We start from the raw sequence: 24,437 nt of genomic DNA on the forward strand, positions 1-24,437 counted from the left end.
AGGTATGTCGAGTGTCGCTGTTCTTGCTTTGACGGGTTTCACGATGATGGGGTGCGCAGTGGCGGAGCGACCGACGCTCGAGCAGGCGAAGACGGAGACCGAGGCTGTGATGCAGCTGATTGCGGACGAGGTCCCGGATGGGGTGGTGAAGGTCGTCACCCCTGACCCGACCTACCTCGCGTGCGGCGACGACACGTACTACGCCACCCTTCGTTGGGGTGTCACGCCGGGGCCTGAGTTTGACGGGGAGGCGTTTGTCGATGCCCTCCCCGGTCGCCTCGGCAAAGACTTCGTGGTCGCTGAGACGGTGGACATCAAGTCACCTGCCGTCGCTCTCGATCACGCCAGCGGCGCCCTACTCGACGTGAAAGTTCTCGAGGTTGACGGAGGCATTGTCGTCGATCTGCTCGGTCTGACTCCCTGCGGGGTAGGACAGCCTCCGACGGAGTAACCGAGGCGGCGACAGCACATCGACCACCCACTCGGCCCGTCGCCTGACCCCGCCCTGTCCGGCGCGTGGTCAGCCCCCGGCCCAGCGACGCCCCACCTACACACGACGTGGGTGTCGTGACCGGGTGGTGGGCGCGCCGTGGTCACACGGTGTCCGGCCTCCGGTCACGCGGCGGTCGCCGCCCTGATTGGCCCTTTCAAGGACTCGATCTCAGCCGCTGACGCTGGCCGCCCGTACCTTGGCGCCCACCATCCGGTCACGCCGTGGTCACGACTGGGTGTTTCGTGGGCGGTTCGTGGCCGGGCGATGGTCACGGTTTCGGGCCCGGAGTCGGGTGTTCGAGCTCCTCGAGGCGGGCTGGAGGGTCGGGGGTGTGAAGCGATGGGGGCGACCTGCGAGACCCCTAGCGACTGGAGCTGCGTCGCTGCGCCCGCTTCCACCCTCCGGCTTCGTTCGCTGCGCTTTCTCCGCCTTCGGAGTGCCCGCGTTCGCGTCGCCACCTCTCCACTCGCGCCCGTCCCCGAGGAGATCTCGTCAGAGGGGGAGGGGAGCGGCCTGTCAGCCCTGGCGAGACTGTCACCATTGAGGCCCCGAACAGCCCTCAGCCCTTCTGGAGCAGCTGATCCAGCGTCCGATGGAGAGCGCGATCGGTGGGCTTCCGGCAGCCGTGCTGCCGACGAGAGAACAGATCAGCCGGCGGAGCCAGATGGAGGCGAAAGCCTTCCCCGGGGGCTCCGCCCCGGAGGCATGGTCGCGCAGTCTCATCACCGAGCGGAGCTCGGCGATGAATCCCGATCTCCGATGGTGAGAGAGCGACGTCCTGACTTCTCAACTGGGCGTCAAGGGGGCCAAGGACGGTGCCAGTTGAGAAGTCGAGTAGGCGAAGGGTCGCGACGGTGACTGGGCCGGCCGCAAGGGGCTGCGAGGTGACAACGCCTCCGGGTCGGGGGTGGATGCCGAGCGTCGATACTCGGCGCATCGGGGTGCCCAGGCGCTGCGCGCGCCCGCTGTCCTGACGGTGCTCGGCGACCGGTTCTGTGACCACCACGGTGCTGTCCTGGCCGCCCCACAGTCGCGGCCGATGAGGCGAAAGAAGAGCCCCCCAGCGCCGCCTGCAGCGGCTGTCGCGAGACCTGCTGGCCACGTCATCTCTGCCGAGCTGCCGCGTCCAACAGAGGGTGTCAGAGCGCGTACCGAAGAGGTCTGAGCGATGCTCCGACCTGCGCTGATGCGAGGCGAAGGCGACCGCGTGCCCGCGGCCGCGACGGGGTCTGAGTCAGAGGGCGATGCCGCCCCCTGCGTCGCTGCGCTCGAGGCTGTTAACAAGACGCCGAAGAGGCTGGAGTCTTGTCAACAGCCGGACCCCGTCTTTCCAACGGTTTCTGACGCCCTTGTCAACAGCCCGAGTCGCCGCTGCGCTCTGACTCAGCCTGTTTCCAGGGATGATGACTCAAACGAAACCGCTGATGCAGCAGCAGAAATGACCTCGATCCGGCGCTGAAGCTTCGGATGCGAGGGAGAGAAGAAAAGAGCATAAGGGGAGGTGACGCCGGGCTGCGTTTCACCCTTCGCTGCGCTCGGTCGAAACTTGCCCTGCGGTCGGCACAGCCGACACCTCTTCGGAAGCCCCTGAGACTGTCGCTTCGCTCGGTCTCCTGGTCTTCCTCACCCTCACCGCTGGCGCGTCTCGGGCCCTCACTCGGAGCTGCCGCTCCTCGCCCTCTGACGCCCCACCGGGGCGTCTTCGGGTGCTCCCGCCGCGTCCTTCGCGGACGCGGGAGAGACGGTGCGGCGATGCCGCGGAGGATGCGCGGAGGAGACGGCGCTTCGACCGCTGCGTCGCTTCGCGCCGCAGCGAGGAGGTTCCGATCTCGTGATGCCTGTCGAGCGCGACCGGGCGGCGGCGAAGTAGGTCGCCGAGATCGGGACCTCTGCGAGGTCGCTGGCGTGTGGCCTACGTGGTCCGTCGCGCGGCAGCCACGCGCCGACGAGCGAGAGCCGCCGACCCCGGAGGAGGCGTCTCGAAAAGACCGCGCGCGTTCACCTCCTGCACTTTGCGCTGACTTGGCACTTCGACGACAGCAGCGCGAATTGGTCGCTGTGAACCACGCGCTCGAGCCGGTCGTCGCGATCACTCAGCTCGGCGCCAAGACCATCACCCTGCGTGTCTCTGGGATCCCGCTGACTCCGCCCCGTGGGTGAGGAAGCCCTTCTAGACCGGTCGCAGCATGTCAAGCTGCGCCGCTTGTTCGTGCACCCGCCTCGGGGTGGGGCCGCACACACGCCGGGGACTCGTTGCGCGAATCTTTAACGGAATCATTGCTGCCGCTCCTGCCGCGTATCTGAGCTGGAGGTTGGGGCGCCGCCCGAGGCGCGGTTCGTATCCGAGCGCTTCGCTGGTGAGCCTCCGCACTCCCTACGCCGCAAGGTCGGCTGCGGTCCCGGCCGTCTCCCTGCATGAGGATTGCTCGGATTCCGCTGGCTCTACTACCTGCGCAGACGGGGCGGCGCAGTGCGCCGCAGCACTTGCCGTACCCCGCAGCGGAAAGCTCCCGAAGTCGATCGACCTTGCGAGGCCAGGACGCAGACGAACGCTTGGTCGTTCAGGTGATAGGGGCTCGCGTTAAAGAGCAGCCGGGAATGTGTGTCCCGCTGCAGTTTCCGTTGGTCGAAGGAACGGAGCCAGATAGGCTTGGGGATGCAGACCCCCCCACACACGTGGATCAGGGGGTCTCGCTGTTTCTCCGCGCCGCACCGCCTGACCAGGAGATAAGAGTTCGCAAGATGAGCCTGAACGCAGACACCCTCCCCGCCGTCAGCGCGCTCGTACGAGAGGGTATGAAGACCGTGGAGTGGCAAAACAAACACGCCGCCGGTCATCTGCCGACCGACGACGTCGGCACGATCTCGACGCTGTTGGAGATGGTCGCCGACGATGAACGCGTAGTCGCCGCGTCGATCGAGCTGGCACGCGTGCTCCGTGCCACAGGCGGTCAGGATGTGCCCTCGGAGATCCAGCCCGAGTGCGAGTTCGTCGCCCAAGCTGTCGGCTCCGTCACAGATGTGAGCGCGCTGCAGGCGGTGATGCAAACACGAAGTGCGAGACTGCGGGATCTGCTCGTCGACGGCAAGCCGGCACAGGGAGCGAGCCGAACGGTTGCCCTCCCTGCGCCGTACGACGGCGAGTGGGCGGGTATCAGACGAGCGGTGACCCTCTTGTGTAACCAGGTTCAGATCTACAACGCGACGCGCCAGCAGGAGGCGATGGTGGAGGCCGCGCGTCAGCAGGGTGTGGAAGTGCACGCGACATCCACACGCAGCGACGACGGCTCGTCGACGAGCATTGTCCAGTTCGCGTTCAATCCGCGCAGTGAGCCGGAACGTCGTCGCTGGTGGCACCGCTTCACGCGACGGGCCGGGGGCGATGAATGACTGCTGACGGCCCCGCGTCGCGTGCTCGTCTCGTGCGCGAGCGTCTCCCACGTCTCCGCGCGCACGAGCTCGACGCTATTGATGCAGCCGTGGAGCGCTACGGGTTGGGTTGAGTGGTGTCTCGTCGCTTCGCAGCAATCATCGAGGCCTGAGCCAGGTTCAGGGTGCCGGGTTCTCCTACGATCCACCGGCGGCAATTCTGAGCGAGTAACGTATTCAGTGGAGCACGGTCCGGCAGGTGGTCTCCTATGAGGAGAAGCTGGGATGGCGACAGCGGGAACGTGACCGCGGACACGCCGGCACCGGGTGTCTGCTCCCAAAGGAGCACCGCGCCGTCCCCTGTGGCGAGGTGTCGAGCCCCAAGGACCCGCCACGGCCACTGCTCGACCCCCAGCGATCGTAGGCGCAGAACCTCGGTGAAGCTCTCCGACAGCAAAAGACGATCGGCAACGCTGAGGGTTGCGTCCTCGGAGCTGAACTTCACATTCTCGGACAGGCCATCGGCTTTCAAGATCACTGCGGGAACGTTCCGCCTTGCTTGGTCCGCATACCTGCCGCGGTCCAGGTGCATGTCCAGGAACGCGATGACGGCGTCGCGATCGGCCTCGGTCAATGACCCGTCGTTACCTCGCAGTCTCACCAGCGCGGGGATCCCGGCGTTCTCCACGCCCCAGTATTCGCGCTCCAGATCCCGCTGAAGCAGCTTGGTCCTGTAGGCGTGGTTCACGACCGTTGCGTCATCGATCTTTATCCGGTCGCCCCTGCCCGATTGGAGGTCGAGAACATCGACATGATCCTCGCTGTCTGCCCAGGCGCGGAGATAGCCCTTCGACACCATGTGTGCCCGCTTGACGGTCATCGGTTCATTCTCCGCATCGCTCGCTGATCCCAGAGGCTAAGGCGAAGCGCTCTGATCCATTGGGGTGCTGCGGCCCATACGGCTCGTATTCCGGTGGTCCGGTGCACTCCGGACCCGGGAATCTGCCGGTAGTAGTCGCGCCCACCTTCCATCATCTTGAACGGCTGACGCTCGGCGGCGTAACTGTACGAATGGGGCGACGGGTAGGGCCCGACAAACGAGGTGTACACGATCACTTGGTTGAAGTTCTCGTCGCCATCGAGGTTCACCCAGTGCACTCTGTCGAACGGGATGAAGAGCACGAGCAGTGCGTCGGGTTGCCCGGCAACGCCCGCCCCGGTGATCACTTCGAATCCGTCGTGACGAAGACCAACGAATTCAGCGCCGATGAACAGGTCGCCTCGCCAGGACAGGCCCATCATTTGGTTCGTCTGGTAGGCGGTGTAGTCGCCCCGGGCGTATCGCTGGGCGTTCATCAACAGCAGGTTGCTGTTGAGGCCTTCGACGTAGACCCGATGGTTGAACTTGGATAGCTCTCGAGCCGTCTCCGCTCGCTGCTGCATCGTGCCCCGGAGTCCTATGCGGCGACCTAGCTGGTAGATCACCACGGTGACGGCCAATGTCGCGACAGCGACGAGGGCGTTGATCAGGTCGATCCACACCTGCTCGCTATGCAGGATCTGGCGCCGCCACGCACCACGGTATCAGCGCTCCTGACCGCGGGCCACGGTTCGCTGTCGCTGCGCGGCTGCCTCTGGCGGCAACGCGTCCGGCCTCGGAGTCCTTCGCCGTCCGCGCTGCGGCTTCCGGGCTCCGCACGGCCTCGGTCTCTCGCGTCGAGGTGACGTCGGCTCAACGGGACGGTCCACGTCGACACCCCCGCGCTGCTTGTTCACGCTGGCTCTCTATGAGCGTCCGGGTGCCCACGGTGCCGTGGAGGTTACGCTGCGCGACCTCTCGCTTGGCCTCAACGCCACGATCGCCGGATTCGATATCGTGCCCGGATCGGCACGTTGCGCTTGCGCTTGGCGGCGTTGTACCGCTTGTCGAACCCGCGGGCGTTCACGACCAGCTCCACCCGTCGTTCTGCGGTCTCGCACGCACCCGCCTCGCGTTAGTGACACCTGATTCGGTCGCCTAAGAACGACGATCAGGCCCACCTCAACTCGAATCTGGTGCGGTCAGCGGTTCGGCAAGCGCGCCGTGGTGGCATCGACCTCCGTGCTGAGACGCCCGAGTGTGAGATGTCGGTGGCACCTGGGAACATGTGGGTCTAATCGAAAACTGAGTGTTGTCGCGATGACGGCTAGCTCGGCGCGGAGACACTCCCGTGCCACGACCGACGGTCGTAACAGGGCGCAACGACGGGCAAGGGATCCGTCGGAAGCACTCCTCACACCATGAGGAGATGCCCCTTGTCTGCAACCACTACCAGGCCCGTGCGCAGTTTGGCGGATGCCGTCGCTAGCTCGGAACTGCTCGATGCTCTTATCCGGCCGGACACCCTTGCCGATCGACTTGGCACTACCGAGCGCAACCTCAGCGAATGGCGTATCACTGGCCGCGGTCCCAGATACATCCGAATCGGACGTTCGGTTCGTTACCGGCCCGAGGCCGTGGATGCGTGGCTTCTCGCGCAAGAACATGCGAGCACGGCGGAGGAAGCCTGCTGACGTGGGGACGATCAAGGCGTACGCCACGAAGAACAAGGGCCGGCTCTACGAAGTTTGGTACCGCAAGCCCGATGGCTCACGGGGTCATGATCGCGGCTTCAAACTCAAGCGCGATGCTGAAGCACACCTCGCCTCCGTCGAAGTCGCCAAGCTCCGGGGCGGGTACATCGACCGTGCCGACGCGAAAGCGACCGTCGCTGAGATCGGTGCGGAGTGGCTTGCGAGGCACAAGGCAAAGGTGACGGTGAGTTCGCATCACTCCGTTGACAGCGCATGGCGGGTGCACGTTCTCCCACGATGGGGTCACTATGCCGTTGGCGCCGTCACCCGACGCGAGGTCGAGGCATGGCTAACCGATCTCGGCCGCACGCGGTCCCACACCACCGTCGCGCGAGCCCGCGACCTGCTTGCGGGCATCTTCGACGACGCCATCGAAGACAACAGGGTGCTCAAGAATCCGGCTCGCGGGCTCACGATCAAGAGGAAGCCCATCCCGGACGAGGTGTTTCTCGACCATGCACAGGTCGAGGAGCTTGCCCTCGCATCTCGATATCCTGACCTGATTCGTTTCCTCGCCTACACGGGGCTCAGGTGGGGCGAGGCGACCGCGCTCCGGGTGCGGAACGTTGATCGTCAGCGCCGCCGAGCTCACATCCGGGAAGCTGTGGCGGACGTCAACGGCACGCATCATCTGGGGTCGGTGAAGTCGCACGAAAGGCGCTTGGTCGCCTATCCAGAGTTCCTGGATGGCGCCATCGAACGTGCCTGCAGAGGCAAGAGCCCGGACGGTCGGCTCTGGGAGGGGCCTAGCGGGTCGTACCTTCGGCCCGGAAACACCTACAGCGGGTGGTTCGCCGGTGCGGTGCGCCGTTGTATGGACGCTGATCCCACCTTCCGTCGTGTAACCCCGCACGATCTGCGTCACACCGCTGCGTCTCTCGCCATCAGCGCGGGGGCCAATGTCAAGGTCGTGCAGCGCATGCTCGGGCACAAGTCCGCGAAGGTGACACTGGACACGTATGCAGCCCTCTTTCCGGATGACCTCGACAACGTCACCGCCGCGTTGACGCACGGGCGTGCGGAGCAGCTATCGCGAGCTGACTGACGGGTCCGGTGAAGCGCGGCTCGTGGTGCATTTTGGTGCACTTTTAGGTGTGGGTGCCCGTGCGCATGTGTGAGCTTGCCCGCGCAGATGTGCACGAAAACGAGCAAAAATCGCGAAAGTGGCATCCTTGCAAAGCCCTCGAATTGGGTTCAAATCCCACCGTCACCGCCAATGAAAACCCCCGGTTATCCGGGGGTTTTCTGCATGTACCGGGCGGGCGCAGTCAGGGTGGGCTGGCGGCGCCGGGGAAGGCGCGGTTCTCTTCGTGATCTTTTCTCGCTGCACCGAAGCCGAACCCGCGACGAGCCGCCTGCGGGAGGCTGACCCCCTCGAATCGCCCCCGGCGCAGCACCAGCTGCGACCGACGGCATCTTCCTTCGGGTAGAGCCGCGAGGGGCTGCCCGGTGCGGTAGGAAAGTCCCATGCCAAACAAGCCCGTGAGCCGTCGCTCCCTCGTCGAGAGTGCGAAGAACGGCGGTGCTCATGGGCGGCGCCGGCGTCGGTTGATGGCGCTCGGGAGCCTGCTTGCGATCACCGGCGGTCTGGTCACAGTTCTCTTCTTCGCACAGCCCTGGCGGACGTGCGATCACGAGGACACGTCGATCGGTTGCTCGATGCTGCCCCACGATGCAGTCGTGATGGGAGTGGCGTGCGTCGTCGCTCTCATCGGTATCGCAGTACTGATCGCCGGGCGGATGAGCCCGTCGCGGCCGCGCTCGGATCGCCCGACCTGATGTCGACGACCCGCCCCGGCGCAGCGCCAGCTGCGACCGGGGCTTTTTCTTTCGCGCTGGCGCGCCGTGATTGAAGAATTCTCATCCGTTCGTGCGATTCGCTTCGTCGACTGCGCTCATAGGCTGGTGATGCCTTGAGGAGGGCGGCATGACCGACGTTTCCGTGCATTTCGACACGCGTCGCTCGTCGGCAACCACGATCGGCGCGGCGGGCCGAATGCATTCTCGCGGAGGTGGCGAACAAACGAGGCACGCGCGGGGCATGTCGATCGTCGCTGTTCTTGCTTTTGTGGGTTTCGCGACGGTGGGGTGCGCAGTGGCTGAGCGACCGACGCTCGAGCGGGCGAAGGCTGAGACTCAGGCCGTGTTGCAGCAGATTGCGGACGAGGTTCCCGATGGTGTTGTCGAGGTTCGTACCCCTGATTCGGCCTACCTGGCCTGCGACGGTGGCGGGTATTACTCGATCAACCATTGGGTTGTCACGCCAGGGCCCGGATTCGGCGGTGAAGCGTTCGTCGACGCGTTGCCCGAGCGATTGGGTGATGGCTTCGTTGTTGCCGAGGTGGTGGGCATCAAGTCCCCGGCCGTGGCCCTCAACCACGTCAGCGGCGCGGCCCTCGATGTCGTGGTCCTTGAGTCGGTCGGCGGTGTTGTTGTTGTCGATCTTCTTGGACTCGCGCCATGCGGCGATGGCGAGCCGCCGACCGAATGAGCAGCGAATCAATGAAGCGGTCCCGTGCAGTGTCGGTCACTGCAGTTCTGACGCTGGCGGGCATGACGATGGCGGGGTGCGCGATGGCAGGGCGACCGACGCTCGAACAAGCACGGGCTGAGGCCGAGGCCGCGATGCAACGAATCGCGGACGAGATCCCCGGAGGTGTCGTCGAGGTGCGAACTCCCGACTCGGCGTACCTGGCTTGCGACGGCGGCGGGTACTACTCCATCAACCGCTGGGCAGTCACGCCACAGCCGGGTTTCGACGGCGAAGCATTCGTCGACGCGCTCCCCGGCCGCCTTGGTTCTGATTACGTGATCGCCGAGACGGTGGACATCAAGTCCCCAGCCGTGGCCTTCAATCACGCCAGCGGGGCTGTCCTCGACGTCAAGGTACTCGGGACCGAAGGAGACATCGTCGTGGACCTGCTCGGTCTCGCGCCATGCGGTGATGGCCATCGCGAGGCAGAGTGAAGGGCTGTTGCCGGCGAGCGGATATCTGATGACACCCAGGCGTACTTTCTCGACTGTCCTCACTGTGGCGCTGACGGCCATGGCTATGGCGGGCTGTGCAATGGTGGAGCGACCGACGCTCGAAGAGGCACAGGCGGAGACCGAGGCGCTCTTGCAACAGATTGCGAACGAGGTTCCCGGCGGAGTTGTAACGGTGGACACCCCTAACCCGTCCTACCGAGACTGTGGCGACGGTACGTACTACGCGACCATCCAGTGGGGCGTCATGCCGGGGCCCGGATTCGACGGAGAAGCATTCGTCGATGCGCTTCCCGGGCGCTTGGGTGAGGACTTCGTGGTCGCAGAGACGGTGGACATCACGTCGCCCGCTGTCGCTCTGGACCATTCGGGCGGGACGGTGCTCGATGTGCAGGTTCTCGAAATCGACGGAGGCATCGTTATCGATCTGCTCGGTCTTACTGCCTGCGGGGTAGGACAGCCTCCGGCGAGATGATCCCCACCTTGGAAAGACCACCGTACGGCGCAGACGCCGCTTCCGAGATGCCGCCCTCGAGGCGCGCGAAAGGCGTCGCGCTTTCAGCGATACTCGCGTTGGCAGCGACGACGATCACTGGTTGTGTCATGACAGGTCGGCCGACGATCGATGAGGTGCGTGCTGATACGGACGCGATGATGCAGCGCGTCGCGGATGAGGTTCCCGGCGGGGTTGCGGAGGTTCGGCCGTCCGACTCGCCCTATTGGAAGTGCGCCGAAAACTCCTTCTACTACTCGACGCGCTGGACAGTTGCCCCCGAGGAGGGGTTCGACGGTTCTGCCTTCATCGAAGCGCTCCCGGCTCGTCTGGGCGACGGGTTCCGTGAGTTCGAGACGGTCCAGGTATCGGTGCCCGCCATCGCATTGAAGCACTCCAGCGGCATGCTCCTCGACGTCCAGGTGATCGATCTGGACGGCCGCACGGTCGTCTCCCTGCTGGGCGTCTCTGCGTGCGGTGAAGGGGAACCGCCGGCGGAGTAGATCGTTCCCCACTCCCATCCGTTCGCCCATCGGCTCCGAAGAAGACCCGGGATCAGCTGGCGCGCGACGAATCAACAGCGACTCGTCCGAGATGTTTTGATTACAGAAGGATCTGTAACCAGTGCCGTCGGTCACCACGAAGGGGGCATGCACATGCGTCGTCGACGCCCGCTCGTCGCTCGGGGAGGCGAACTCGAACTCAACAAGTTCCGTGCAGACGGTCGTGAGACGCTGCTCGGCTTGTTGCCGCTGACGTCCTACATGTCGTCAGCGAACATCGGGTTCGCGGCGGTTCGCGACGCGGACGCGGTGCTGCGTGCCAACCTCGTCCGCGTCGGGCGCTACCTCTTCGCTCACGTGAGGCTCCCGGCGGCGACCGTTGTGTGGCCGCGCGATCAGCACTCCCGAGACCGCGCCGTCGTCATCGCCGCCGAAGATCGGGCGATGCGGGTCACCTCGGAAGCTCCCGTCGTCGCTCGGCGGGGGACGGTGTTCCTGGTCCCTCCCGGCACGGAACCGGTGACATTCGAAGCGACGGAATCGACCGAGCTGGTCTTCATCAGCCTGGATGCCGCGGATTTCGCACGTCGGCGGCGGATGGGCTTCGATCGCATCAGCGCGGAAGCAGGCAGCGGGGCCTCGATGCGTCCGATGGTGACGTTCGTCAAATCCCTGTGCGCGATCGAGTCGGATGTGGCGGAGGCCGGTGTCTCCCCCCTGGGCGAGGCGGCGTGCGAGATCGCCTGTTCGCTGGTTGTGGCGATTCTGGGTGAGGACGTGCCCGAGCCGTCGTTACCGAACGCCGTCATGGAGGTCCTCCTCCGTGAGTATGCCTCGCCGACGCTGTCGCTCTCCGCCGTTGCAAGCCTGTTGGGCGTCTCGACGCGGACGGTGCAGAGCGCGCTGAGCGCTCAGGGGCGGACGTTCTCCGAATGCCTCCTCGAGATCCGGCTGAAGGCGGCGACGGAGCTCCGGCGTCACAACCCCACGATGACCTTGGACACGGTGGCGCGGACCACCGGATTCGGCACCCGCCAGTCGCTGCACCGAGCCATGCGCAAGGTCAGCGAGCCGTCGGCCTGAAGCATTCCGCCGCGGGTGCGACGTCGCCCGACGTAGCGGATCGCGCAGATTCATGAGAGTCGCGTCACGTTTCGCGCAAGGAACCGTGGAGAAGGTGATGGCCTCCCTATGCTCCGGCTGGGAGGCGTGCCAGGGCGCGCCGCGCCCGAAATGACGTACGGACGGGGAACAGATGAATACCACCGTGGGAACAACGCGTAGCGGAAAGCCGCCTGTGCGCGGGCACTTCCGGCGGGCGCTCGCATCGATAGTGATCGGGAGCCTCGCCGCTGCTGCGCTCGTCGCGGTCAACCTGTCCTCGCCGCTTCCAGCGAACGCGGCCGACGGCGACCCGTTCGATCCCAGCGAGCCGGTCGTCTACATCGCGCAGCGCACTCCGACGCAGCTCCAACGTGCGCAGACCACCGGCAGCGGAGGGCAGTTTACGTTCCAGGATGAGGGCGGGCCCGCGCCGCTCACTTATAACGCCATCGGCTTCAACCCGGCGAACAGCTACATATACGGCATGGTCGAGATCGGCACCGCCGCGATCCCCGCCGGTTCGCTTGTGCGGATCGGGCAGGGTGGTACGGTCAACCGCGTCGGGACGACCGTGTACAGGCACACCGGGAGCACCTCCACGCGTTGGTATTCTGGCGCATTCAATCCGGCCGACGGGCTCTACTACGTCTCCGACTCGGGCCCGCAGACATCTATGCTGGGCATCAACGCGACGACGGGAGCGATAGCCCGCCGCGTCGCCCTGGACAGTGCTCCTCTGGTCCAGGACTTTGCATTCAAAGATGGATACGCGTGGGGAGTGAGCACGACTGGTCAGGTTCGGCGGCTCAACGTCAACACGGGCGTCACCACGACATTTCCCGCTCTTCTGCCAGCCACCACCGGCGGGTACGGCGCGGCGTGGAACTTTGGCAACGGCAACCTCGGCTTCTCGGCGAACGAAAGCGGGACGGTCTATCAGGTCGAGATCCTCAACGGCGCATCGGCGCAGCCCACGTTCCGATTGATCTCTCAGGTCACCGGCCCCGGCTCGAACCGGAACGACGGCACGTCCATCCCCGGTCTGCCGGCCGACCTCTCGATCGACAAGACCGGGCCGGCGACATTCACGTCGGGCGAGCGCATCAGCTATCAGTTCACCGTCGTGAACAACGGTCAGGGTGTGTCCAGCGGCTGGACCGTCACCGACGCGCTGCCCGCGGGCCTCAGCAACCCTCAGGTCACGGGAGACGTCGGGTCGAGCGTCAACGGCTCGACCGTCACTGTCACCGGTGGACGCCTCGGCGTCGGCGAACGCGAGACGTTCACCATTAGCGCCGACACCAACGTCTCACCTCCTGCGTGCATCACCAACACCGCCACCGTCGTCGGTAACGAGCAGGACCCGAACACCGCCAACAACCAGGACAGTGTGCAGTCCTGTGCTCTGGCTCTGGCCGTGACGAAAACGTCCAATGCGACTGCGGACTCGCGCCCGGGGGATGTCATCACCTACACGGTGCGCGCGACCAACACCGGAGCTGGAGACTACACAACGGCAAACCCTGCGGTCGTGTTCGACGACCTGTCGGGTGTGCTCGATGACGCGACCTACGACGACAACGCCGCAGCATCCCGTACCGGCGCGCTGGCCTACCAGCAGTCGCGCATTTCGTGGTCCGGCGCCCTCGCCGTCGGGCAGTCGGTCGACATCACCTACAGCGTGACGCTGAAGGCCGGTGGCGACGGTGCCGTGCGTAACGTCGCCTGGGTTCCGGACGACCCGTCCGTGACGACTCCGCCCAGCTGCGACCCCGCGACCGGCGGTGTGGACAACGCGACCGGTCAACCGTGCGCTGTGACGACGTTCGATCTGCCTCGTCTGACGATCGACAAGTCCGCGAGCACCACCGAACTTCCGGCCGTGGGCGAGCAGGCGACGTACACGATCGTCGTGCGCAACGCGGGCCCGGGGGCGTACACCGCCGCCGAGCCGGCGACCGCAACGGACGACCTGAGCGACGTCCTCGACGACGCCACGTTCGACGACGCCTCCCTGACGGCCACGACCGGCACCGTGACGCGTTCGGGAAACACCCTGTCGTGGAGCGGCCCGCTCGCGGCCGGCGCCGAGGCGACGATCACCTATGCCGTGACCTACACGGGCGAGGGCGACCAGATTCTCCGCAACTCCGCCTGCGTGCCGACCGACCAGACCGCGCCCGGTGCACAGAGTTGCGATCGCGTGCAGGTTCCCGGCGCGCTGCTGAGCCAGTGGAAGAGTGCTCAGGCGTCCTCCGACCCGGTTGTGGCCGGATCGACGATCACCTACACGCTCTACTTCGACAACGACGGCGAGACCGCCGCCACGATCGACGCCGTCGATGACCTCACCTACGTCCTCGACGACGCCGACGTCACGTCCGAGCCGACCAGCGCGGACGGCCTCACCGCCGTGCGTGACGGTTCGCGGATCGCGGTCACCGGTTCCGTTCCGGTCGGCGCGACCTACACGGTGACGTACACCGTGACGGTGCGTCCGGACGGCGAGCGGGGAGACAGCGTCGCCTCGAACTTCCTTCTCGCGCCGGGCGAGACGCCCCCCGCGGGCGGGGTGTGCGTTCCGACGGACACCGAGCAGCCGAACTGCACCAGCACGCCGATCACCGGCGTCGCGTACACCAAGTCGGTCACGGCATCCGAGTCGCCGGTCCGCACCGGAACCGAACTCACCTACACCGTGCGCGTGACCAACACCGGAGCCACTCAGGTCGACGTGGCGCAGGACGACGACCTGAGCGATGTTCTGGATGACGCGAGCCTCACCGGCACTGTCGAGTCCGACACGCCGTCGGTCACCGCTACGGGCCCGACCGATGACATCCTCGCCATTCGAGGAACGCTCGCGGTGGGAGCGACCGCGGAGGTCACCTACACGGTCGCCGTGAAGGCATTCGGCGAGCGAGGCAACAACCAGGCCGCGAACTTCCTGGTTCCGCCGGGTACGCCGCCCGCCGGTCCGTGCGACCCCGAGACGGAGACGTGCACCGTCACGCCGATCGCGGGTTACACGATCGCGAAGTCGGTCGATGTCGAGACCACGACTCCGGGCTCGGTCGTCACCTACACCGTGACCGTGACCAACGTGGGTGCCGTGGCCTACACCGACGCCGACCCCGCGACGTTCACGGACGACCTCTCAGCGGTCCTCGACGACGCGACGTACAACGGCGATGTGTCGACGGGCGGCTCCGTGACCGGGAACACGCTGTCCTGGTCCGGTCCGCTGGGCGTCGGCGCCACGACCGAGGTCACGTACTCGGTCACGGTCGGCGACCCCGTCCCGGGTGACTCGAGCCTCGGCAACGTGGTCGTCCCGGGCGACCCGACGGGCGAGTGCCTGCCGGGTGCCTGCGAGACGACCACTCCGGTTGCGTCGTACACCGTCGCCAAGACGGCCAGCGCCGACGAAGTGATGGCCGGTGACACGATCACCTACACCGTGGTCGTCACGAACACCGGTCAGGTCGATTACACCGACGCGAACCCGGCCTCGTTCGACGATGACCTCAGCGGTGTGCTCGACGACGCCACTTACAACGGAGACGTCTCCGCCGGCGGCGCCGTCACGGAGAACACGCTGACGTGGTCCGGTCCGCTCGCCATCGGACAGTCGGCCACCGTCACCTACTCCGTCACGGTGAACGACCCGCTGTCGGGCGACCGCGAGCTGGTCAATGCCGTCGTCCCGACGGCCCCGGGCGGCAGCTGCGACCCCGATGGCACGTGCACCACGCAGACGCCTGTCGCGTCATACACGGTGTCGAAGTCGTCGGACTCCGCGACGGTCCGTCCCGGCGGCGTCGTCACCTACACGGTGACCGTCACCAACACCGGCGACGTCGCATACACGGCCGACGAGCCGGCGGTGTTCGAGGACGACCTGTCGGGGGTCCTGGATGACGCGAAGTACAACGACGACGCCACCGGCGGGGCGACCGTGTCGGGCAACACCCTGACGTGGTCCGGTCCGCTGGCCGTCGGCGAGACAATCGAGGTCACGTACTCCGTGACGGTCGACGACCCCGTGACCGGCGACTTCGACCTCCGCAACGCCGTGACCCCCTCGGGCCCTGGCGGCAGCTGCGAGGGCGTGTGCGAGACGACCACCCCGGTGGGCGCGTTCCGGGTCGTGAAGTCCACCGAGACCACGGAGGTCGTCGCCGGCGACACCGTCGAGTACAGCATCCAGGTCACCAACACCGGTCAGGTCGCGTACACGGCGGACGCCCCTGCCTCGTTCACCGACGACCTCTCGAGCGTGCTCGACGATGCCACCTACAACGGCGATGCGACGAGCACGACGGGGGCAGGAGTGTCGTACACCGCGCCGGAGCTCAGCTGGTCGGGTGCACTCGGAGTCGGTGAGACCGTGACCATCACGTACTCCGTGACGGTCAACGATCCGGCGACCGGCGACCGGCGCCTCGACAACACCGTGGTGACGCCCCCGGACTCGGGCGGCAACTGCGTCGAGGGATCGACGGACCCCGCGTGTGTGGCGAACGTTCCGGCATCGTCGTACTCCATCGCGAAGTCGGTGTCGCCCGCGACAGCGCTTCCCGGTGACACCGTGACTTACACGGTCACCGTCACCAACACGGGAGCCCTGCCCTACACCGACGACAACCCCGCATCGTTCACAGACGACCTCTCGCGTGTGCTCGACGACGCCAGCTACAACGGCGACGTCTCGCTCGGCGGACAGGTCGCCGACGACACGCTGACGTGGGCCGGCCCGGTCGCCGTAGGCGAGTCGATCCAGGTGACCTACTCGGTGACCGTCGACGATCCGGTGGCGGGCGACTTCGAGATGCGCAACGTCGTTGCTCCCTCGAGCCCCGGCGGTGAGTGCCTCGAGGGTCAGTGCGCCACCGAGACCCCGATCGCCACCTACGGCGTCTCCAAGTCGGCCGACGTGCAGGACGTCGTCCTCGGCGGCACGGTGACCTACACGGTCGTCGTCGAGAACCTCGGTCAGGTCGCCTACACCGACGAGGCGCCGGCATCGATCCGCGACGACCTGTCGGGCGTGCTGGATGACGCGACGTACAACGACGACGCGACCTCCGGGGCCGAGGTCGACGGGACGACGCTCGCATGGTCGGGTCCGCTCGCTATCGGTGAGAGTGTCGCGATCACCTACACCGTGACGGTGAACCAGCCGGCGACCGGTGACGGGCGACTGCGCAACGCGGTATTCGGCGACGCGCCGGGCAGCCGCTGCGAGGGCGCCTGCGAGACCGACACTCCCATCGCGAGCTACCGCGTCACGAAGGATGTCTCGGCTGAGCGGGCAACCGTGGGTGACCGTGTCACCTTCACCGTCACCGTGACGAACACCGGACAGGTCGCCTACACGGACGAGCGCCCCGCGTCGTTCACCGACGATCTCACCTCAGCGCTCCGGGTGTCGTCCTACAACCGCGATGCGACCGCTGGCGCCGAATACCAGCAGCCCGTGCTGTCGTGGTCGGGTGCGGTCGGCGTCGGTGAGAGTGTGACGGTGACGTACTCGGTCACGCTGCGCTCGGTCGGCGAGCTCCGCAACGTCGTGGTCACCCCTGACGGGTCGGGGGCGAACTGCGCCGAGGACTCGGCGGATGCCGACTGCTCGACGCGGACCGTGGTGGTTCCGCCGGGGCTGGCCGTCACCGGCGGCGCACTCTGGACCGGAGGCGGACTCGCCGGCATGGCTCTGGTGCTGCTCGGCGTGTGGCTGATCGCGCGGCGCCGCCAGGAGGCAGCATCCGCGTGATGGTCTGAGGCCGGTACGAGCGGCGGCCGTGGGGGATTCCTCCCCGGCCGCCGCTCGCGTGGCCGATCGGCGGAGATGCTCCATGAGGTGGTAGGCAGACGATGACGACGTGGGACGACACCGCGCGGTCACGCGATGACGCCATGCTCGACCGTGTTCGCCGGGGCGATATGGCCGCGTTCGGCGAGCTTTGGCGCCATCACGCGGGATCGGCCCTCTCAGTGGCGCGCGGGTTCCGCGGTCTCGATCCCGACGACCTCGTCGCCGAGACGTTCGAGAAGCTCCTGCGAGCGCTTCGCAAGGGGAAGGGGCCGACCGGCGCCTTCCGTCCGTACCTCATCGCATCCGTGCGAAATGTCGCCCGGGACCACTACCGATCACGCCGAGAATCAGTCGACGATGACCTCGAGCTCATCGTCGACGATCGTTCGCTGAGCGGTGAGCAGGCCGCGATGAGGTCTCAGGCCCATGAGGCCGCCGCCGAGGCGTTCCAATCGATGCCGGAGCGGTGGCGCGAAGCCCTCTGGTACAGCGAGGTCGACGGCCTGCCTCCGCGACAGCTCAGCGACGTACTCGGGGTTTCGCCGAACGGTGTCTCGGCACTGGTGCTTCGCGCCAAGCGCGGGTTCCGCGACGCCTGGGTGAGCGCGCAGCTGGCGCGGTCCGGGTCTGAGGAGTGCCGCCCGATCGTGGCCGAGCTCGGCGCATACACGCGCGACGCGCTGTCTGCTCGCGACCGCAAGCGCGTCGATCAGCACCTGCTGACCTGCGAGTCGTGCCCGGCTGCGCTCACCGAGGCCAGGTCCATCTCGCAGACGCTCGCGCTGGTGCTGCTGCCCGTCGTCGCGGGAACGGCGGGCGCCGCGACCTACCTCTCCAGCGCGCCGGCGCCCTCCATGCCGCTCGCCCTCGGCGCGGTTGGCGCGCCGGCGCCCGGGCCGGGGGAGGCGCGTCCCGTCGTCCGGCCGGGAAAGCGGCGGCTCGTGATCGCCGGCGTGGGGGCGGCTCTGCTCCTGCTGGTCGCGGCCGCGGTCTGGGGGATCACGGCGTGGTCGAGCCAACTCGGCGTCGAGTCCGCAGATCGGGGCTCGGTTCCGGGTGCTCCGGCGAGTCCGGTGCCGGGGCTCGAACCCGAATCCGTGCCGGGCGAGCCGACGGTGGAAACCGAAGCCCCGATACCGTCTCCGACGCCGACAGGTGACGCCGATGACCAGCCGGTCTCTCCCGTGGCCCCGGGACGGCCGAGTCCTGCGCCCTCCGTCGACGCGCCCGCCGATCCGACCGTCCCGGTGCCGGTGCGGCCTCAGCCCGGCTCCGAGCTGCCGGCCGCTCTGACGGCAACGGTCTCGCAGGCCGATTCGCGGATGCTCCCGGTGATCAGCGGAACGGATGCTGTGCCGGGGGCAGTGATCTCACTGCTCGACGAGGCTGGTCAGGTCGTCGGCGAGACCCGCGCCGACGCCTTCGGGCGCTGGACGGCGCGGGCGACGGGGCTCGCCCCCGGGACGGGTGGGCTTCAGGCTGTTCAGAGTGTTGCGGGTGTCACGTCGACGCCCTCCGGGGCGGTGCCGTACACGGTCGATGAACCGCCCCTGCCGGCGAGCCCCACTGAATCCGCGACGGTCGACGCCGACCGATTCGCGTTCCGGCTCACCGCGCCGGGCGGCACGGTCATCCAGCGGATGCTGCCGGGTGACGACACCGTCCAGACCCTCACGATGCCCGCAAGCGGCGTATGGAACGAGTACCTGGCCGTGCCTCCCGGCGAGAACGTCATGCGCCTGCGCTACGCGAACCCGCAGGCCCGTGATTTCGGCCCGTGGAGTTCGACGCGGTTCATCGCCAACTGAATCGTTCGAGCGCGGATCACGTCACGATCCGCGTGTGCGGGTGTCTCTTGAGCGAAGGCCGCACCCCGACGAACAGGCGCACGCATGACGCAGCTCGACACCATCGACACCCCGCACCCCGACCGTGCGGACGATCGCGGGGAGGTCCGCGACATCGTGCGCGGCATCGTCATCATCGGCGTGCTCGCGTTCGGGATCTGGCTCAGCCTGGCAGGCGTCGCCTACGCCTTCGCACAGGTGGTGCTCGCCGTGACCGACTGATCGGACGGGTGGTGACGCCGATCTTCAGCCGGCGTGCGCGCGGACGCGGCGACGGATGACGGTGGTGGTCGCGGCGATGAGGGCGATGCCGGAGATCAGCGCGATCGGAAGCGACGCATAGCCCGCCGCCACGCTCGAGATCGTCGCGCCTACGAGCGCGTATGCGGCGGTCGCGGCGTACCAGATCGATCCCCGCGAGATCACGAGGAACACGACGGCGAGGCCAGCGGCCGCGGCGATCACGAGGATCTGCCAGGTGGTGCCCCACCCCCCGTCATTCGGCGCGCCCGATCCCTGCAGGACCGTGGCGACGTTGACGAAGAACGCCATCGAGGTCCAGCCGGCGTACAGGCCCTGCGAGGCATAGAGGGTGACCCGGTCGAGGGGCTTCCACCCCGCGATCTCGTCGCGGCCGTGAGAGATGCGTGCCCAGGCGGCGAGGTTCGCGCCCACGATCAGCAGGAAGGGCAGCAGGGTGATCGCCGACTGCTGTCCGAACGCGGCGGCGGTCAACCACAGGAAGAAACCCGCGTAGAGGAGCACGTTCGGCGCCACCAGCCGGTCGCGCACGGGTGAGTCCGCTGTTGACCGCCGGGCCTGGAGCAGCGCCCAGAGGATGCTCGCGGAGATGATGACGCCCCAGATGCTGAACATCGGCCCGGGAGGAACGATCGGTGAGAAGTCCGCGCCGCCTTGCAGTTCCGTCGGCGACCACAGCTCGAACGCGAGAGACGAGACCGGCTGTCCGATCGCCAGAGCCAGAACCGCGACACGTCCCCATCGCACACCGGATGACGCGGTCGATGCCGGGGGTGTCGTGCTCGTGGTCGTCATAGTCGTGTCTCCTTCTCGCTTCTGCGCGAGAACCTATGACGGTTTAACTAGAAAAGCTAGCTACCTTCACATGGGTGCAGTCGTGTGGCATCATGCGAGCCGGCTCGCCGGAAGCCACAGCATCGTCTGCTGCTGAATGATGAACCCGCCCGGGGGAGTGTCCGGTTCGTCGGCCTGCATCGCCCCGCCGCGTGCATGAAGCTCGACGATCGCCGCGCTGCGTCGCCGGACCAGTTCGGCGACGTCAGGACGACCCTCGAGCTCGCGGGTGAGCTCGGCAGTCATCCGCTCGCGCTCGGTGGCGATCTCCGCCGCGACGTCGAGGTGCGCCAATTCGACCCCGTGGTCGATGTCCGTCGTCATCGAACGACCGCGTGACGGCACGACACGGACGACGATCGCCGCGATCGCCGCGAGCGCGGCGCCGACGAGATAGGCGATCCGCACCCAGCCGTCGGCGACCACCCAGGCCACGCCCGCGGCGACGACCAGCAGGATGGCGAGCAACGTGCTCTGCAAGGCGACCGGTCGTCCGAGCGGTCGCCCCCCCAGCAGCTGCCACCGCCGCGACGACCCCGGCTCCCACGACCACGCTGACGATCGCGCCGGGAACCACGGTGTTCTCGATCCCGAGGCGGATGCCGTTGAGCATGCCGATCGGCAACACGGAAAGCAGCAGCAGGACGAACACGACGCGAAGGATCGCTCCACTGTGCGGGTCGCGCGCGCCGAAGCGCTCACGAAGATGCGCTGTGACGCTGCGCCGTGCGGCGTTGCTGGCCGCCGCGCCCTCGCGCCAGAGCCGGTCGACCAGGTCGCCGAGTCCCGCCGAACGCAGAACGGCGGCATCGACGTCCGCGCGGGTGAGGCGTCGGGGCGGACGTGCGCCGAAGTCCAGGCCGGCGAGGCTGTCGGGCGACGGATCGGAACGAGGCATCCACCGACGATTCTCCCCCCTCGGCGGAAGCCCCTGACATCGAGCCCTCGCCGCACCACGGTACCCGCGCGCCCGCAGTCCGGGCCCGGCGAGGAGGAGACTGGGAGCATGGTGCGTCAACTCAGCGCCCGTCGTCTCGCCGTCGCGGTCGCGCTGGCCGCGCTGGCGGGGTACCTCGACGGCTGCGGCTTCATCCTGCTCGGCGGCTACTTCGTCTCGTTCATGACCGGCAACACCACACGCCTGGCGGTCGACCTCTCGAACGTCGACTGGTCGGCTGCGGGCCTCGCCGCCGCGCTCATCGTCGCGTTCGTCCTGGGCGTCATGGCGGGGACCGCGCTCACGTCGCCGGCATCCGATCGCACCGTGCACATCCTCGCCGTGATCACCGTCGCCACCGCCGCCGCTGCTCTGGTGGCGGGGTCGTTCGCGCCAGTCGCAGCGGGATCGCTGCTCGCCTTCGGCATGGGGGCGGCCAACACCGTGCTCGCGCAGCGGCAGGACGTCGCGTTCGGGGTCACCTACATGACGGGAGCCCTCGTCAAAGTGGGGCAGGGCATCGTCCGCTCGCTGCGCGGCGGAGACCGCTGGGGCTGGTCGCGGCACCTCCTGATGTGGGCCGCCGTCGCGCTGGGGGCGGTCGCGGGCGGCCTCGCCTCGTCGACCCTCGCATCGAACGCGCTATGGGTCGGGACCGGCGTCGCCGCAGCGCTCACCCTGGCGGCGGCCGTGTTCCGGATGCAGCGCACGCGCGCGCGAACCCCTTAATGGTTCGCCCGTTCGGGCACCAGCCCTTTCCGCCGGATCGGCCCCGCCCCTAGCGTTGAGGTATGGCGCGCCACGACGAACAGCCGGAGGACCTCTACACCGCCCCGATCACCCTCCCGGGGGCCGCGGGCACCGACGGCGAAGACACGGATCTCGAGGTGCCCGAGATCAGTTACGACGAGCAGCGCTATCCGGCTCGCCCGCGCCGATTGCGTCCGCGCGACCAGTTCCGCGGCGGCAGTGTCCGCCGCAACATGACCGACCCGCGGACGGCGAACGGCAGCAACCCCTCATACGTCGAGTGGCTCGTGCGGCAGTCGATGCTGAAGGATGCCGATGTGCTCGCGCGTCAGCTGTCGGGGCAGCCCGCCATGTGGCGCAACCCGTACGCCCGTCCCGATGCGCGCCGTGCGATCTCGACGACCGACGTCTGGTTCACGGCCTACCCCATCTCGCTCATCACCCGCCCCGGCCAGTCCTTCCTCGCCGCGCTCGGCGATGACCGGCTGTGGTCGGTGTTCGAGCGCATCGGCATCACCGCGATCCATACGGGGCCCGTGAAGCGCGCGGGTGGCATCACCGACTGGCGCGAGACTCCCAGCGTCGACGGCCACTTCGACCGCATCAGCACCTCGATCGATCCGGCGTTCGGTACCGAGGAGGAGTTCCGTACCCTGTGCGACGTCGCGGACGCGCACGGCGGCAGCGTGATCGACGACATCGTGCCGGGTCACACCGGCAAGGGGGCCGACTTCCGCCTGGCCGAGATGGGGTTCAAGGACTACCCCGGGATCTACCACATGGTCGAGATCCCGCCGGAGGACTGGCATCTGCTCCCCGACGTCCCCGAGGGGTACGACAGCGTCAACCTCGATTCCGCGAACGAGCACGAGCTCGCCGAACGCGGCTACATCATCGGCGCGATGCAGCGCGTGATCTTCTACACCCCCGGGGTGAAGGAGACGAACTGGAGCGCCACGGCCCCCGTCATCGGACCCGACGGCGCGACTCGGCGCTGGGTCTACCTGCACTACTTCAAGCAGGGGCAGCCGTCGATCAACTGGCTCGACCCGACCTTCGCGGGCATGCGCCTCGTGATCGGCGACGCCCTGCACTCGCTCGGCGAGCTCGGCACCAGCGCGCTGCGCCTCGACGCCAACGGCTTCCTGGGCGTCGAGAAGAGCGCGGAGGGGCTGCCCGCCTGGTCGGAGGGGCACCCCCTCTCGCATGCCGCCAACCACATCATCGCGGGCATGGTGCGGAAGGTCGGCGGCTTCACCTTCCAGGAGCTGAACCTCACGATCGAGGACATCCGCGACACGGGCGCGGTAGGGGCCGACCTCTCGTACGACTTCATCGGACGCCCGGGCTACCACCACGCCCTGGCGACGGGGCAGACGGAGTTCCTGCGCCTCGCGCTCACCTCGTCGCTCGAGCTGGGCGTCGCACCGGTGCAGCTCGTGCACGGGATGCAGAACCACGACGAGCTGACCTACGAACTCGTGCATTGGGCGACGCGGCACGGCGACGACGTGTACCGCTTCCGCGGGCGCGACATCACCGGCAGTGAGCTCGCGGAGGAGATCCGCGCCGATCTGACCGAGCATCTCACCGGAACGGCCGACTACAACCGCGTCTTCACGCAGAACGGCATCGCCTGCACGACGACATCGCTCATCGCCGCATCCCGCGGCATCGCACGCCTGGACGACATCGCCGACGCCGATGTCCCCGGCATCCGAGACGCCCACCTGCTTCTCTGCGCGTACAACGCGTGGCAGCCGGGGGTCTTCGCCCTCTCGGGCTGGGACCTCGTGGGAATGCTGACGGTGCCCGCCGATGAGGTCGCCGACCTGCTCGGCGCCGGCGACACGCGCTGGATCGAACGGGGTGCGCACGATCTGCTCGACGCCGACCCGACCGCGACGCGTTCGGCGTCGGGGATGCCGCGCGGGCGCGCCCTCTACGGCGCCCTGCCCACGCAGCTCGACGATCCGGAGTCGTTCGCCTCGCGGCTGTCGGGCATCCTCGATCTGCGTCGCGAGCACGGCATCGCGACCGCTTCGCAGGTCGACATCCCCGAGGTGGCGCATGCCGGGATGCTCGTGCTCGTGCACCGGCTCGACGAGGGCGACCCCCACGCGGATGCCGCGATGCAGGTGACCGTGCTGAACTTCTCGCCCGAGCCGACGGAGGGCACGGTCCGCTCCGAGCAGCTCGTGCCGCGCAGCGAGGTGTACGACGCGGCCTCGGGCGAGACGATCGGCCGCGTCGACGACCTGCAGAGCTTCAGCGTGTCGCTGCCCGGCTACGGCGCGAAGTTCCTGGTGCTGCGCGCGCCGGAGCCTCTCGAGGATTGACGCGGCGATACATCCGTCGGACCGGTGGTGCTGGTGTCGCCTCGGCGAGGCGTCCGGTAGACACGGGCACCGCCCATCCGACGAATGTATC

Annotated in this window: 19 protein-coding genes; 15 read left to right on the forward strand and 4 right to left on the reverse strand. The window is 67.5% G+C overall.

Translation table 11 applies throughout. From position 1 onward, the window contains the following. The first annotated feature begins 4 nt into the window (after positions 1 to 4). Positions 5 to 451, forward strand: coding sequence for a hypothetical protein (locus DEU36_RS10750; protein ID WP_120264134.1), 447 nt, complete (start codon positions 5 to 7; stop codon positions 449 to 451). A 2,784-nt stretch (positions 452 to 3,235) separates the two neighbouring features. After that, positions 3,236 to 3,883, forward strand: a complete 648-nt coding sequence (locus DEU36_RS10755) for a hypothetical protein (protein ID WP_120264135.1) — start codon at positions 3,236 to 3,238, stop codon at positions 3,881 to 3,883. A 97-nt stretch (positions 3,884 to 3,980) separates the two neighbouring features. Here the strand turns inward: DEU36_RS10755 and DEU36_RS10760 are convergent, their stop codons facing one another. Beyond that, positions 3,981 to 4,742, reverse strand: a complete 762-nt coding sequence (locus tag DEU36_RS10760; RefSeq protein WP_120264136.1) for a DUF4238 domain-containing protein — start codon at positions 4,740 to 4,742, stop codon at positions 3,981 to 3,983. Continuing rightward, positions 4,739 to 5,404, reverse strand: coding sequence for a hypothetical protein (locus DEU36_RS10765; RefSeq protein WP_120264137.1), 666 nt, complete (start codon positions 5,402 to 5,404; stop codon positions 4,739 to 4,741). Before DEU36_RS10765 ends, DEU36_RS10760 begins: the two co-directional genes overlap by 4 nt. A 738-nt stretch (positions 5,405 to 6,142) precedes the next feature. On the opposite strand from DEU36_RS10765, the gene DEU36_RS10770 reads away from it, so the two are divergent. From DEU36_RS10770 to DEU36_RS16125, 11 genes are all read left to right on the forward strand, one after another. Beyond that, positions 6,143 to 6,415, forward strand: coding sequence for an AlpA family transcriptional regulator (locus DEU36_RS10770; protein ID WP_120264138.1), 273 nt, complete (start codon positions 6,143 to 6,145; stop codon positions 6,413 to 6,415). Between the two features lies 1 nt (position 6,416). Further along, complete coding sequence (locus tag DEU36_RS10775) at positions 6,417 to 7,520, forward strand: site-specific integrase (RefSeq protein ID WP_120264139.1); 1,104 nt, start codon at positions 6,417 to 6,419, stop codon at positions 7,518 to 7,520. A gap of 422 nt (positions 7,521 to 7,942) precedes the next feature. Continuing rightward, complete coding sequence (locus DEU36_RS10780) at positions 7,943 to 8,254, forward strand: hypothetical protein (protein ID WP_259455314.1); 312 nt, start codon at positions 7,943 to 7,945, stop codon at positions 8,252 to 8,254. A gap of 148 nt (positions 8,255 to 8,402) precedes the next feature. After that, positions 8,403 to 8,966: a hypothetical protein gene (locus DEU36_RS10785; RefSeq protein ID WP_147374387.1), complete on the forward strand. Its 564-nt coding sequence runs from the start codon at positions 8,403 to 8,405 to the stop codon at positions 8,964 to 8,966. Then, positions 8,963 to 9,442 carry a hypothetical protein gene (locus tag DEU36_RS10790; protein WP_147374388.1) on the forward strand — a complete coding sequence of 160 codons (480 nt, stop codon included), beginning with the start codon at positions 8,963 to 8,965 and terminating at the stop codon, positions 9,440 to 9,442. Before DEU36_RS10785 ends, DEU36_RS10790 begins: the two co-directional genes overlap by 4 nt. 64 nt (positions 9,443 to 9,506) lie before the next feature. After that, complete coding sequence (locus DEU36_RS10795) at positions 9,507 to 9,935, forward strand: hypothetical protein (protein WP_183045343.1); 429 nt, start codon at positions 9,507 to 9,509, stop codon at positions 9,933 to 9,935. Then, entirely contained in the window at positions 9,932 to 10,456 is a 525-nt protein-coding gene (locus tag DEU36_RS10800) for a hypothetical protein (RefSeq protein WP_147374390.1), read from the forward strand. Before DEU36_RS10795 ends, DEU36_RS10800 begins: the two co-directional genes overlap by 4 nt. Before the next feature lie 153 nt (positions 10,457 to 10,609). Beyond that, complete coding sequence (locus tag DEU36_RS10805; RefSeq protein ID WP_183045344.1) at positions 10,610 to 11,539, forward strand: helix-turn-helix domain-containing protein; 930 nt, start codon at positions 10,610 to 10,612, stop codon at positions 11,537 to 11,539. A 250-nt stretch (positions 11,540 to 11,789) separates the two neighbouring features. Beyond that, positions 11,790 to 17,336 carry a DUF6923 family protein gene (locus DEU36_RS10810; RefSeq protein ID WP_183045345.1) on the forward strand — a complete coding sequence of 1,849 codons (5,547 nt, stop codon included), beginning with the start codon at positions 11,790 to 11,792 and terminating at the stop codon, positions 17,334 to 17,336. A gap of 101 nt (positions 17,337 to 17,437) precedes the next feature. Then, positions 17,438 to 19,186 carry a sigma-70 family RNA polymerase sigma factor gene (locus DEU36_RS10815; RefSeq protein ID WP_120264146.1) on the forward strand — a complete coding sequence of 583 codons (1,749 nt, stop codon included), beginning with the start codon at positions 17,438 to 17,440 and terminating at the stop codon, positions 19,184 to 19,186. A gap of 84 nt (positions 19,187 to 19,270) precedes the next feature. Further along, positions 19,271 to 19,447 carry a hypothetical protein gene (locus tag DEU36_RS16125; RefSeq protein WP_183045346.1) on the forward strand — a complete coding sequence of 59 codons (177 nt, stop codon included), beginning with the start codon at positions 19,271 to 19,273 and terminating at the stop codon, positions 19,445 to 19,447. 24 nt (positions 19,448 to 19,471) lie between these two features. Here the strand turns inward: DEU36_RS16125 and DEU36_RS10820 are convergent, their stop codons facing one another. Together DEU36_RS10820 and DEU36_RS10825 are read right to left on the reverse strand one after the other, a co-directional pair. Further along, positions 19,472 to 20,281, reverse strand: a complete 810-nt coding sequence (locus tag DEU36_RS10820; protein WP_120264147.1) for a hypothetical protein — start codon at positions 20,279 to 20,281, stop codon at positions 19,472 to 19,474. Positions 20,282 to 20,371: 90 nt separating this feature from the next. After that, positions 20,372 to 20,800, reverse strand: coding sequence for a hypothetical protein (locus tag DEU36_RS10825; RefSeq protein ID WP_147374391.1), 429 nt, complete (start codon positions 20,798 to 20,800; stop codon positions 20,372 to 20,374). A gap of 526 nt (positions 20,801 to 21,326) precedes the next feature. Here DEU36_RS10825 and DEU36_RS16130 point away from each other — a divergent pair. After that, entirely contained in the window at positions 21,327 to 21,986 is a 660-nt protein-coding gene (locus DEU36_RS16130) for a YoaK family protein (protein WP_183045347.1), read from the forward strand. A gap of 62 nt (positions 21,987 to 22,048) precedes the next feature. Further along, complete coding sequence (gene treS / locus DEU36_RS10835; RefSeq protein WP_120264150.1) at positions 22,049 to 24,346, forward strand: maltose alpha-D-glucosyltransferase; 2,298 nt, start codon at positions 22,049 to 22,051, stop codon at positions 24,344 to 24,346. Positions 24,347 to 24,437: the final 91 nt, after the last annotated feature.

The sequence above is a fragment of the Microbacterium sp. AG238 genome (assembly GCF_003610405.1).
GTDB lineage: Bacteria > Actinomycetota > Actinomycetes > Actinomycetales > Microbacteriaceae > Microbacterium.

Excerpts from the sequence above, each read along its gene's own strand:
- DEU36_RS10785 (WP_147374387.1), top strand. The coding sequence starts at position 8,403 with ATGACCGACGTTTCCGTGCATTTCGACACGCGTCGCTCGTCGGCAACC.
- DEU36_RS10815 (WP_120264146.1), top strand. The coding sequence starts at position 17,438 with ATGACGACGTGGGACGACACCGCGCGGTCACGCGATGACGCCATGCTC.
- DEU36_RS10755 (WP_120264135.1), top strand. The coding sequence starts at position 3,236 with ATGAGCCTGAACGCAGACACCCTCCCCGCCGTCAGCGCGCTCGTACGA.
- DEU36_RS10790 (WP_147374388.1), top strand. The coding sequence starts at position 8,963 with ATGAGCAGCGAATCAATGAAGCGGTCCCGTGCAGTGTCGGTCACTGCA.
- DEU36_RS10805 (WP_183045344.1), top strand. The coding sequence starts at position 10,610 with ATGCGTCGTCGACGCCCGCTCGTCGCTCGGGGAGGCGAACTCGAACTC.
- DEU36_RS16130 (WP_183045347.1), top strand. The coding sequence starts at position 21,327 with ATGGTGCGTCAACTCAGCGCCCGTCGTCTCGCCGTCGCGGTCGCGCTG.
- DEU36_RS16125 (WP_183045346.1), top strand. The coding sequence starts at position 19,271 with ATGACGCAGCTCGACACCATCGACACCCCGCACCCCGACCGTGCGGAC.
- DEU36_RS10800 (WP_147374390.1), top strand. The coding sequence starts at position 9,932 with ATGATCCCCACCTTGGAAAGACCACCGTACGGCGCAGACGCCGCTTCC.
- DEU36_RS10770 (WP_120264138.1), top strand. The coding sequence starts at position 6,143 with ATGAGGAGATGCCCCTTGTCTGCAACCACTACCAGGCCCGTGCGCAGT.
- DEU36_RS10780 (WP_259455314.1), top strand. The coding sequence starts at position 7,943 with ATGCCAAACAAGCCCGTGAGCCGTCGCTCCCTCGTCGAGAGTGCGAAG.
- DEU36_RS10760 (WP_120264136.1), bottom strand. The coding sequence starts at position 4,742 with ATGACCGTCAAGCGGGCACACATGGTGTCGAAGGGCTATCTCCGCGCC.
- DEU36_RS10750 (WP_120264134.1), top strand. The coding sequence starts at position 5 with ATGTCGAGTGTCGCTGTTCTTGCTTTGACGGGTTTCACGATGATGGGG.
- treS (WP_120264150.1), top strand. The coding sequence starts at position 22,049 with ATGGCGCGCCACGACGAACAGCCGGAGGACCTCTACACCGCCCCGATC.
- DEU36_RS10820 (WP_120264147.1), bottom strand. The coding sequence starts at position 20,281 with ATGACGACCACGAGCACGACACCCCCGGCATCGACCGCGTCATCCGGT.